This is a genomic window from Silvanigrella paludirubra (assembly GCF_009208775.1).
GTDB classification, from domain to species: Bacteria; Bdellovibrionota_B; Oligoflexia; order Silvanigrellales; family Silvanigrellaceae; genus Silvanigrella; species Silvanigrella paludirubra.
This window is the reverse complement of record NZ_WFLM01000001.1, coordinates 636,845-648,743: the sequence shown is the minus strand read 5'-3', so window position 1 is coordinate 648,743 and position 11,899 is coordinate 636,845. Positions and strand designations below refer to the sequence as shown.

Genomic DNA, 11,899 nt, shown 5'->3' with positions numbered 1-11,899 from the left:
GAAAGTCAAAATTATGTTAGAAATGAAAATTGTGGCTGAATAAACAAATTATAAAAATGATTTATATTAAGACTCAGTAGGAAACTCAGTGTAACCTAATTTATCTGTTTCGTAATAACCTTTGCTTGGCATAGTCTCTGCTAAGTCAAATAAATATTTGTGTTCATTATAAAAGTCTTTAACTTGTGGAATATTTAATTTTTCATTTTTTATAAATTTTTCTACTAAATTTGGATTTGGAATAGAAAGTTTTCCAAAAGCAACAGCATCCGCATTTCCATTTTTTATCGTCATTTCAGCTGTTTCTTTAGTATATCCTTCATTTGCAATGAATTTTCCTGTAAATATTTTTCTGAGTTGAGGACTAATACTGTCTTTTGATTCATACTCACGAGCACAAATAAATGCTAAGTTTCGTTTTGACAATTCTGATACAAGGTAACTAAATGTTTCAAGTGGATTTTGATCTCCCATATCTAGAGCATCTCCTCTTGGTGCGATATGGTATCCCACACGACTCGAGCCCCAAGTGTCAATCACGGCATCAACAACTTCTAATGGAAATCGTGCTCTATTTTCAATTGATCCACCATATTTATCTTTTCTTACATTCGATTTGCTTTGTAAAAATTGATCTAAGAGATATCCATTAGCCCCATGAATCTCAACACCATCAAAACCCGCTTTTTTGGCATTTTCGGCACCCTTTTTATAAATATGAATTAGCTGATTTATTTCTGCTAAAGAAACTTCTCTTGGTGTTTCATAAAATTTTTCAGGTCGAATAAGCGATACTTTTTGCTTAGCTGCAATAGCACTTGGTCCAATAGGAGTCTGTCCATTAGTATAAAGAGGGTCAGATACACGGCCTACATGCCAAAGCTGCATAATGATTGTTCCTCCTTTTTCGTGTACTTCGTCTGTAATTTGCCTCCAAGCATATATTTGCTCTTCATTCCAAATTCCGGGTGTTCTTGGGTAACCAACGCCTAATAGCTCCACAGAAGTAGCTTCTGTTATAATCAGACCAAAGGAGGATCTAAGGCTATAATATTTTTTCATTAGATCATTTGGAATTCTTTGATAGTTTGCTCTAGATCTTGTTAAAGGGGCTAACACAATTCTATTTTTTAAAGATAAATCACCTATTTTAATGGGCTCAAATAAAATAGACATGAGGACTCCTTTAGAATATTTTGGACTTTCAAAAGAAACAGTAAATTCTAAAACAAATTTTTGTATAGCATATTTTTAAACTAAAAACGAATAAAATTAGACTCAAAAATTTATCAATAAAATACAAATATTATTAAAATATTTGTATTTTATTGATTATTTATTTACTTTTATTTTATTTATTTACATGTGTAGTAAGTTGATAAAAATAGATAATCATTAATACGAACTTGATTTTGAATTGCAAATGGAGATAAGATAAAATTATTATTTGTTTCATTTATATCAGGTATTATTCTAGCTTGAGGTGATAGGTAATTATCTAAATCATTTAAGTCAATATTTTGATTTTGAATATTTTGTCTTGATGAAGCCTCACTTAATAAACTATTTTTTAAATTTTTGCATGATTTTATAAGTATAGGAAGACTACTGAAATCAACTGCATAAAAATCAGTATATCTTTTAATTTCTTCAAATTCATAATCATCACATTTCATGTTTTTAATAAATCTAACATTAAGCTCAATAATCTTTCCATTTGCATCTTTTGCCCATTCTCCTTGGGTTGGATTATTTTGAAAAATACAAAAAGATCCTATTTTATTACTTGAATTTTGGGCTTGAACAGCACTAGAAAAAAATAATGGAAATAGAAATAACTGTAAAGACACTTTTTTAAAAAATACCATTGTGCACCTCTAGTTTATTTGCTTTATGCTATTTTTTAGAACAAAATTAAAAAACGATTTAACAGTTTATAGAAAAATTTGTCTACAACTAACTATTTATACATTTTTCAATTATTTTCAAGCATTATTTTTACATTTAAATAAAAAAAGAATAATTTCTAATTTATAGTTTAATATAAAAGATTATTTTATTATAATGCTTCCTTTATTTAGAGGGATAGAATTTTTAATTTCCTGTTTCCCTTCTACTTCATAATTTATTTTACGAACATCTTTAAAAACTTTTGAAAAATCAAAATTCACTTTTTTATTTAATAGATCCGATTTACAAGTAACCTTAAATTTCGAAGAAATTTTATTATTTATAATATCTTCTTCAAATTTTTTAAACTTAAAATTACATTCTAAACTTTTATCAAAAATAATGATATTTTGAAAATTTTTCTTGAGATAACTATCAACGGATTTCTTTGTTTTTTCTTCTTCTGGGCTTTTTGTTTTTCCTTCAAATCCATAGGCCATTATTGACGGTATTTTTATTTCAACTTCGGCAATATTGCTATGCTTTTCAGAGAGATCTATTTGAACATAAGCACCGTCATTTGGCATAAACTCTTGATCTGCAGATTTAGCATAAACAGGTAAAATAAAATATACTGTTGATGCTAAGAGTATACTCTTAAAAATATTTTTTTCTCTCAAATATTTCATTTTGGTATTCCTTTTTTGATAAAATGAGCATTCATACTCATTTTTTATATTATCAAGCGATTAAGCAGATTATACTATTCTCACTAAAAAGAGAAAATTTGTCACTTTTTTAAGACAGTCAATTGACTCATACCTAAATTGAAAAAAACTTATTTTATCCTATTTGGGGTTCTTTTGGATTATTATTAATGCAACGTTTGTTTAATGATAATTTCCTTTGGGATCAATGATTCAGCGATGTAGCTAAATTGTTCTCAGATAGGCAAATAAATTTAAAATTTGGATTGCCTTTTATTGGGAATATTCAATTTTATTTTTTTGATTATTTTTCTAAAAGTATAATTTCGAAGAATGGAGTATTGATAAAAATACAGTAACAATAATAAAACCTAATTCAACATACTCACCAATTGCTGATATGTCTTTCCAAAGTAAAGGTAGTGGTTTTATTTTAACACAAGATGGAAGTTTAGATTATTATTTAAATAATACTTTCATGAAAATATAAAATCACAGCCCCTTGAAGAATTTGAAAGTTGGGGGCCTATTTCCTTTTCAGGAAATACTTTAATAAGACTATGATTTCGGCAGAAAATTATCGTCATTAATATTCGTTTGTCCTCAAATGCTCAAAAGCAGCGGGTCATTGTTATCATATTGCAGGCTTTTCTAGAGAAAATGCGGATTTAATTTTCTTCGATAAAATGGAGATAGTTTTTTAGTAACTCATAGCAATGATACTCAAGTTCCTATTTTATACCAATTTAAAAATGATAAATTACATTGACTTTAAAATTATTCTATAATGAATATAAATCTCAAAAGAAGTTCTAATAAGGAATTGCGACCTTATAAATCAAGAAGTAACTTTATTTTTTAATATTTTTTAAAATAACTTCGTGGCAATAATTTAATTCATTTGCTATTTGATATAAATTTTCAAGTCTACTATATATATTTATTCTATTCTCAAGAGGGGCTTTAATATACCAGTTCAGAGATCTAATATTAACAATATGTTCTTTTAAGTTTAATGTTTGTGAATTTTTATTTTCTAAAAATTCACTCTTAAAAAAAGAAATAGAAAATAATTTTTCTATTTCGGAAAACTTGTTTTTAATAAAAAGTATTATTTCTTTTTCATTCAAGTCAATTTGCTCAGATATCAAAAATGGATTTTTATATTCTAATAATAATTTGTATTTTTTAAAATTATAAAAAATACATTTTAATGAGTTAAATATTTCTAAATAAATAAACTTTTTTCTGCTTGCTTGAAATATTGAAAAATCAGTTATTTGTTTAGACGTTTGATAAATATTTAAATTTACATTATTTAAGTTTTCTTCAAGTTCTGGTAATTGTTTTTTTTCAACTGAGTTTATAACATTTGATAGTAGAGAAATATTTTTCTTTAATTGATCATTAAATACAGCACTGGTTTTAACTGGAAATACAAAATGATCAAAAATAATTCCCACTATAGCACTGCCAATAATAATTCCAGATCTTAAATAAACAACTTGCAAAGTTAATTTATCAAGAGGATATTCAAAAAGCATAATTCCAAAACCAATGCCTCCTGAAATTCCTGCATATCGAATATGATCACTACATGCCACTAGATAGCCAAGTATAAAATAACCAACTATAACTGGTATAATTGATAAAAGTAAATACCCATTTAAAAAAATAATTGCATAAAAATAAGAAAAAATAGCAATAATAATATGACCTGATATTCTTTGCACACCTTTTTTTAATGTGCTTCCTGTATGGTTTTGCATTACAATATAAGCACTATACACGCCCCAAAAGCCCATAGGTATTTTGTAATATATCCAAATGGCTGCAAAGATGCAGGAGAGGACGCCACATTTTATTCCAAATCGTAAACTATCTTTTGTTAAAATCGTTTTAAAGTCATTTAAAACCACTGATGCGAATTTCATTTTGATTACTTTTCATATGAAAGTGAATTTTATTAATTATTTTTTCGGAGCTATCAATAAATGAGTAAAATTTTAAATTTGATATAATGCTATAATTTAAAAATTCTTTTTGTGCTGCAGATATTTCTAATTTTTCTTTTAGCTCATGAAACAAAAGCTCAATTTCAGAGTTCAGTTTATTTTCTTTAATAGATTGCGAGATTTTAGAAAATATTTGTTCTAAAATTGGTTTAATTTGGCTTAAGTGTGCAATGGATTTGCCTTCTGTTATAGAGAATTTTGGAAGACTTTTAATAAGTATAAAAAGTTCTTCATAGTAAGAAAAAGTTTCGTTTATGAGTTTTATTTTTTTATCTTTTTCAAAAAACTCTAATTTTATATCATCTTGAAATTGTTTTAATAATGATAATTCGTCGATAATTTGAATTTCCATTCTTCTATTTAGCATAGAATTTAATTCTTTTTCATGCAAAATTGAGTTTGATTTATGCTCATATATTAAAGATAATTTTTGTACTATTATTTTTTCATGCTCAAATACCTGCCAAATTATTTTCTGGCGCTTTGGCCATAGGCAATAAAAAATAACTAATGTTATAATAACGCCAATAATGGTATCTATTATTCTAGCAATTGCTAAATATAATGGAGATTCATTTTCAAATAAAGCAGCCATGATCATCAGGCTTAATATTCCAGATAAAAAATATTGATAACTAAATTTTTTTGAACCAAAACTTAATGTACACCAAATTGAGGTTGTTATTAAAGTAAATAAAATAAATAAAAAGTTATTTTTTTCTATAATTAGTGAGAGGATAAAACCGACAAAGCACCCAAGAAAGGTTGCATTGACCCTTTGAATTCCTTTTTTTAAACTAGCAGCTAAGGTAATACTTGGTATTGCAAAAATGCTCGAACCTATCCACCAGCCAAGTCCAATTTGTTTGTAGTAGGATAGGTAAAATGCAATCGCACCTCCAATGCTTGCTGCAATTGTGATTTTTAAAGCATATATGAGTTTAGTTTTGCTGAAAGAAAATTCATTTTTTATAAAAAAGAAAAATTCGTTTTTAATTTTCATTAAGCTTTTTCCGTTATATAAGGCAGTCAAAATAACCACCCATTCTTTTTATCAATATACTTTTTTTAATAATTAGAAAACATGGATATTAAAATTAAGTAAACCAGTTTATTTTATTTTGAGTGTAAAGAAAAATGAGTGAAGTAAGTGGTGATTTATTGAAAATTTTAAATTAGCTAAAAAAAGATTTTAGGAATTAAATGAATTTATTATTATAATTAAAGTTTAGCAATTTTTTTTTCATTTTTAATTAAATTTCTCCATAATTCAATACCATTTTTTGAAGCAAATTTTGAACCCTGATTTGTTAATATAATAATTCCAACTTCTTTAGAAGGGATATATCCTATAAATGAAGTTATGCCATTTATGTATCCCGGATGATATACATATGTGTTATTAGGTCTGTCTTTAATATTTAAAATGCGCCAGCCTAATGCATATGAGGATTCTATTTTGCTTTTATCTACAGGCCATTTTATATTCCATTTATGTGCATCTTTATTTAATATAACCGGAGTAAACATACTTTTTGCAATTTTTGGGGATAATATTTTTGGTTTATATCCGAATGCGAGTTTATAAAACTCTACCATGCCATTGATAGATGCAAAAACTCCAGCAGAAGCAGGAACAACTTTAGGATAATAAGGAGGAAAAGGGAGCGGCTTAAAAACCGTTTTACCTTTTACTGTGCCTTTAAGGTGAGGAAAAGCAACATCTGCATTTGATTTATTTGTTAATAATTTTATATCATTTATTTTTAAAGAATGATTTAAATTAGACATTATGTCATTTAAATTTAAATTATTAAGCTCTAAAGCATCCTCAACTAAACTAAAAGTAGCGTTACTATAAAGATAACAATCTGTAGGTTCACAATTTACGGGATGATTTTTTAATGAATTTAAAAGCTTTGTGCGATTAAAACCTTGCTCTATTTCCATGTTACCTGAAAACTGATAACCCGTAGTATGGCTCAAAATATTTGTGAATTGAATTGGATTTTTAAGATAAGGTAAATTAAAAGGTTCATATAGGTCAATTTTTCCTTTTTGAACCATTAAAGCAACTGCGGTTGCTGTTACTGGTTTTGAAACGGAAGCAAGTGGAAACAGAGTTTTGGAAGTAATTGGATTTTTGTTTCCTTTTCGATTACCGTAAACCGATTTATATATAACTTGATCTTTATATAATATAGCTATTGCATATCCTTGTTGTTCTTTTTTTTCTTTTTCAATTGAACGAGTAAAATCTTTAATTTTATTTAAAATTTCATTTTTATTTTCGTTTTTTGAATAAGCTTTATTAACAAAATTTAAGGATAAAATGAAAGAGAAAAAGAAGATTGATTTTTTTTTCATGGGGCACCAAATGATTGATCTTAAGTAACATATCGTTTCAACTCAGATCCTAAATCTAAGCGCATATATCCTTGTATCTATATGTATTCGCTGTCAAGATGTACTTTTTAAGTATAAGATATTATTAAAAATTAAAAATAAGGAGGGCCAATCCTTAATGAAAATGTTAGTTTAAGGTAACTGATTGACTTAATTAATTGTCATTAATCTGTTCAAATAAAAAATTGAAAATTATCAAATTTTATCTCTATGCTAGTACTGGTTAGTTTTGTAAGCTTTATTCTTTCATATGAAATAAAGATGAGGAAGTATTATTTATTATCGCTATAAACTAAAATAAAGCCCAAAAACTTATGTTTGATTTGGACTTTATTTAGGTTGATTAAATAATTATCGTAAAATTAAGATAGTTATTTTAGTTTTAAACAAATTGTTTCAATTTTCTTTTGATTATTGATATAAGTTGTAAATGGAAATTTATAAATACTAGTCTTTGATTTTAAGACTAAATTTTCATTAATTCTTTTAGAATAAACAAAAATTGCATTTTTAGAACTATTTGAAAAAGCGAATGGCAAAATTGCCGCCTTTGTTCCGTCATTAGAAATTGCTGAAACGGAAGCATAATTATAATAAACATAATTTGGAACTCCCGGATAAAAGAAACTACTGCTATCTCTTTTGATTGGATCTCTCATAACAATAAAGTTAGTATAATGAGACAAATCTAGTCCAATTTTAGGTTCAAATGCAAGGCCGCAAGATGAAACATCAGATGATTTAAAATCAGTATAAGCAAAATCATCATCTACATTTGCATTAATTACTAAATCATTAGAATTACATTCAGCTTCAGGTTGTGGATCTGGTTGTGGTGAAAATCCATCAATTTTAATTTCACTCTCGTCTGATTTTTGATCATAAATATCTGTAATTTGAATAGTTACTTTGTTTGAATTGTCAAATTTATTTAAATTTAAAATTGTTGAATTTTTTTCAGATGAAATTACAGATTCACTAGCAACAATGTTTTTATTTGAATCGTAGACTTTAACTTTATATGAAAACTGTGGAGTATTTGAATTTAATAAATTCCAATTTATACTTAGTTTATTAGAATTTCCATTATAAGTACCTTTTCCTGTGACGCTTTTTGCATAAATAAAATTAGGTCTTGTTATATTTGGTGTTATGAGATCGTTATGACAATGAGAATTTTCATTTATATAATTATATGTTACAAAAAGATAATATTGAGATCCGTCATTACGCACACCACAAGAATAAAGTCTAGTTGCTTGCTCAGAATCATGTAAAACTTTTTGAGGATTCCAATTCAATGTGGACTTTTCTCTAGTCATTCTATTTCGAATTAAATAACCAGCTTTTGCACCAGTTCCGCCATAATCTTCAATAAAACCTGCATATGGACTCATTGTAACATTTTTGGCATTGCTTTCACCTGCTAAAACACTAATAGTTGTATGATGTTTCCATGTTTTACTATTATAGTCATAAACCCATAGCCCATAAAAAAATTTATCTTTATCTTTATCCAAGCCTTGCCATATGCGGAAAGTCATATTATACCAATTATTCTTACTCCAATTTTGATAATAATTTAAAACTTGTGCAAAACATCCTCCCTCTGCAACGCTGCAATCTCGGTGTTTATAGATACCGTTATTTTGAATATAAGCCACATCTTCAGGATTTGTTGGATAAATCATATTTATTATATCTGTTTTGCCTTTACAAGAAGAGTCTGGACAGGATGTAGACCACACAGACATAAGTAAAGAATGAAGTCCATTCCCGTTATTCTGAAAACCAAAATAACCCGTTCCCGCACTTCCTTGAAACGTCGTATTCGCTATACCCCACTGAGCCATATTGTAATAATAATAAGGGGAATCTTCGGTTATATTCATATCTGCAGATAGCATATCAGAAAAGTCTCCACCACCGTAGCCTATTCCAACAGAGTAAGATTTTAAATCTATTAAAAAAATGTTTAAAATAATACAAAATAAAAATATTACATTTTTCATAAAAATCTATCCTTATAAAATTATAATACATTTTAATAAAATCAAAAAATATTTCACCTTCGATAAAAAAGAATAAACTAATAATTATTACGAAATAATTAATTATTTATTATATAATTTTTGTAATATTACATAATAAATACAAAATAAATAAAAGTATGATTTTATATAATAAGTATTGTATGTTAATCTATAAAATGAAGATAATTTTTATTTAAATATATTATTGGCGTTATATCAATATTTATTAATAGGTTATTTTAAATAAATTAACAATCCAATTAGGATATCTAGACTCTGTTGTTTTTGAGTTGTGCTTTGTTTTGCAATAGAGTAATCAACCTCCAAACTAAATCCAATATTTTCAAAGTTTTTTTCGAATGTTAAACCATAAAGATATAGATGAAAAAGTGAAACAAAGTAATTGCTTGTTGATTGTTGAAAATAGTAGGTGTAATTGAAAATTCCAAACATATTAAAAGAACTCCATTATTCATAGTTAGAAGTAGATTTAAATCCAAGACCATATTGAGGAGTTGAATCAATATTTATGTCATAGTTTATCGATGATGAATTTGCAGATGTGTAAATGTAAAGAAAATTTCGTCTGCTAACAAATAATGAAAAGCTAAGAAAATCGATCGGTTTTAAAATTGCGCTTATTTGATAAGAGCTAATATTCTTTTTACTTGTATTTAAATTATTCGTTTTAAAAGGTTTAAATGAAGGATATAAAAATTTTCAGTAAAATGCTGTTCCCAGACAAAATTTAGTCCATAGTATGCATTACTAAAGGAGATTGTGATTCTCAATATAAAGTTGGGATTATGTATTTTACATGAGTTTGTTACCCAAGGGAAACTGAAAAAGCTTTAGATTACTTTTATAAATTAGCAAATTAAGGGCATGTAAGAAGTGGTATTTATCGTTCTGTATTTTGTTCTAAAGAGCTTACACGGATGTATCCAATATGCAGACCAGCCATTTTGATTACCTCAATGTCAATAAAACCACTAAAACCTTAACTAGAATGGATCAACTAATTCAAAATATGACCGACCCTATATTGACAATATAAATAATTGATTTTTTTGTCAATATAGGGTGTACTTTAAATTAAAATAAATATTCGTTTCTGAAATTGATAGATTTCTTTAATTTGTAAATATAAACTTTTAAAATCTAAGTTTTTAGTAAATAAAAACTTAGATTTTAAAACCCATTTTATGTTGATACTTTACCATCAAGGGATTCAGAGCAAATTGGAGTTTATTATGATTAAATTATTTTTAAAGGTAAATATTTTTATAACTATTATTTTCACTAATTATTGTTTTGGTAAAGAATTTTATGCAGCTACAGAAGCTTGGATTCCTTATGTCTATCAAGACAAAGATAATAATCCTAAAGGAATAGACTATTTTTTGTGTAAAAAGATATTTAAATCACTTGGGATTGATTTTAAATTAGATTTTCTGCCTTGGTTGAGAGTTTTAGATATGCTTAAAAAAAATGAAAAAGATGGCATTTTAGATGTGATAAAGAATCCTGAAAGAGAAAAATTTATGATTTTTTCTTCACGCGAATTATCAACAATAGATTTTGCTATATTTTATAAAAAAAACAAACCTTTTAAATATGAAAATTTAAATAGCTTTACAGGAAAAACTATAGCTATCATGAGAGGATATAGTTATCCCAAAGATTTCCTTGAGGCTAAAAATTTTATAAAAGTAGATATTACTGGAGATTCTGGTTCAGAAAGAAATTTTAAAAAACTTATTTACGATCGCGTTGATCTTGTTATAGAAAATAAAACAACAGGACTACAAATTTTAAAAAAACTGGGTGAAGAAAAAAATGTTACATTAACTGAAAAGTCTCTTGATAAATTAAAATTGTATCTATCATTTAGTATGAAATATAAAAATGATGATTTAGTTAAATATTTTAACAATGAATTAAGCAAAATAAAAAGAAATTAATTATTTAAAATAAAATATATAATAACTGGTGACTTAAAATTAAGTTTTGAGTAGATGAGAATTTTATTTTAAAACACTTCAATATCTTGCTTCTTTTCTTGATTGGATATTACGATTATGGATGATCTTAGTTTTTAAGGTAGCAAAAACTGATTCTGAAATTGATTAATTAAATCAATAAGAGATTTTACTTACCCAATTAGTTTTTGTAATTAATATTTAGAATGTTTATAAATTATGATAGTGCGATTTTTACACGAATCCGGGTCGTGCACCAAGATATTGGAACTGATTATTATCAAAATAATTTTTTAAAAGTTGAAGAAGAAGTATCAAAATTTAATTATAAACCAAAAAAATGTGAACAGAGGTCTACCTATCAAACTGTAAAGGTCAGATGATGATTTTTAAATTTTAATAAAATTGTTTCCATTCCTCAATAAATTTCTTTGTTACCGTTATTAATTTTGTAACGTCCTTAATAATTCAGATATTTTTTCTAAAATTAGAATAATTCTATAAAAATTCTTCCTATATCTAAAATAAGCTTAATTTTAAATTATTTAGTTTAATTTACTAATATTAAATATAAATTAACTTATATTAGTATAATTTTAGTAAATTAAATTTAATAAAATTACTAAAATAAAGTATTGCAATTCTTCAGTTATGATAACTAGCATTATGGTGTGTGAAATAGGGAATAAAATTAAAATTTGAAAATCCAAATAAAAAAAGGCTCTAAAAAAACATAGGGAGGAAATTTTGATTGGGGAAATAGCAAATGTGATCTATTTTCCAAAGAGGATAAGACTGGAGAAGCTTAGTTTTAGTGTGTTACCCAAAGAAAATAATACTGATTTTTCCCAAAGATAAAAACATCA

The 11,899-nt window shown here is 26.2% G+C and carries 9 protein-coding genes; 1 reads left to right on the top strand and 8 read right to left on the bottom strand.

The genetic code is table 11. From position 1 onward, the window contains the following. Positions 1–66: 66 nt before the first annotated feature. The 8 genes from GCL60_RS02990 to GCL60_RS02955 form a co-directional block, all read right to left on the bottom strand. Positions 67–1,176 (bottom strand): alkene reductase, encoded by a 1,110-nt coding sequence (locus GCL60_RS02990; protein WP_153418379.1) that lies wholly within the window; start codon positions 1,174–1,176, stop codon positions 67–69. A gap of 179 nt (positions 1,177–1,355) precedes the next feature. After that, a complete protein-coding gene (locus GCL60_RS02985; RefSeq protein WP_153418378.1) occupies positions 1,356–1,868 on the bottom strand; it encodes a hypothetical protein in 513 nt (170 codons plus the stop codon). A gap of 183 nt (positions 1,869–2,051) precedes the next feature. Continuing rightward, on the bottom strand, positions 2,052–2,579 hold the full coding sequence (locus GCL60_RS02980) for a hypothetical protein (RefSeq protein ID WP_153418377.1): 528 nt from the start codon (positions 2,577–2,579) through the stop codon (positions 2,052–2,054). 869 nt (positions 2,580–3,448) lie between these two features. Continuing rightward, positions 3,449–4,531 (bottom strand): FUSC family protein, encoded by a 1,083-nt coding sequence (locus GCL60_RS02975; protein ID WP_153418376.1) that lies wholly within the window; start codon positions 4,529–4,531, stop codon positions 3,449–3,451. Continuing rightward, the gene (locus GCL60_RS02970) at positions 4,503–5,615 is read right to left on the bottom strand and encodes an FUSC family protein (protein ID WP_153418375.1); all 1,113 of its coding nucleotides are present in this window, start codon (positions 5,613–5,615) and stop codon (positions 4,503–4,505) included. Before GCL60_RS02970 ends, GCL60_RS02975 begins: the two co-directional genes overlap by 29 nt. Before the next feature lie 218 nt (positions 5,616–5,833). After that, positions 5,834–6,979: a serine hydrolase domain-containing protein gene (locus GCL60_RS02965; RefSeq protein ID WP_153418374.1), complete on the bottom strand. Its 1,146-nt coding sequence runs from the start codon at positions 6,977–6,979 to the stop codon at positions 5,834–5,836. 410 nt (positions 6,980–7,389) lie between these two features. Continuing rightward, complete coding sequence (locus GCL60_RS02960; protein ID WP_153418373.1) at positions 7,390–9,030, bottom strand: DUF3472 domain-containing protein; 1,641 nt, start codon at positions 9,028–9,030, stop codon at positions 7,390–7,392. 255 nt (positions 9,031–9,285) lie between these two features. Further along, positions 9,286–9,504 (bottom strand): hypothetical protein, encoded by a 219-nt coding sequence (locus tag GCL60_RS02955; protein ID WP_153418372.1) that lies wholly within the window; start codon positions 9,502–9,504, stop codon positions 9,286–9,288. 800 nt (positions 9,505–10,304) lie between these two features. Between GCL60_RS02955 and GCL60_RS02950 the strand changes: the two genes are divergently transcribed. Next, entirely contained in the window at positions 10,305–11,015 is a 711-nt protein-coding gene (locus GCL60_RS02950; protein WP_161998053.1) for a substrate-binding periplasmic protein, read from the top strand. The last annotated feature ends 884 nt before the right edge of the window (positions 11,016–11,899 follow it).

Excerpts from the sequence above, each read along its gene's own strand:
- GCL60_RS02990 (WP_153418379.1), bottom strand. The coding sequence starts at position 1,176 with ATGTCTATTTTATTTGAGCCCATTAAAATAGGTGATTTATCTTTAAAA.
- GCL60_RS02985 (WP_153418378.1), bottom strand. The coding sequence starts at position 1,868 with ATGGTATTTTTTAAAAAAGTGTCTTTACAGTTATTTCTATTTCCATTA.
- GCL60_RS02980 (WP_153418377.1), bottom strand. The coding sequence starts at position 2,579 with ATGAAATATTTGAGAGAAAAAAATATTTTTAAGAGTATACTCTTAGCA.
- GCL60_RS02975 (WP_153418376.1), bottom strand. The coding sequence starts at position 4,531 with ATGAAATTCGCATCAGTGGTTTTAAATGACTTTAAAACGATTTTAACA.
- GCL60_RS02970 (WP_153418375.1), bottom strand. The coding sequence starts at position 5,615 with ATGAAAATTAAAAACGAATTTTTCTTTTTTATAAAAAATGAATTTTCT.
- GCL60_RS02965 (WP_153418374.1), bottom strand. The coding sequence starts at position 6,979 with ATGAAAAAAAAATCAATCTTCTTTTTCTCTTTCATTTTATCCTTAAAT.
- GCL60_RS02960 (WP_153418373.1), bottom strand. The coding sequence starts at position 9,030 with ATGAAAAATGTAATATTTTTATTTTGTATTATTTTAAACATTTTTTTA.
- GCL60_RS02955 (WP_153418372.1), bottom strand. The coding sequence starts at position 9,504 with ATGTTTGGAATTTTCAATTACACCTACTATTTTCAACAATCAACAAGC.
- GCL60_RS02950 (WP_161998053.1), top strand. The coding sequence starts at position 10,305 with ATGATTAAATTATTTTTAAAGGTAAATATTTTTATAACTATTATTTTC.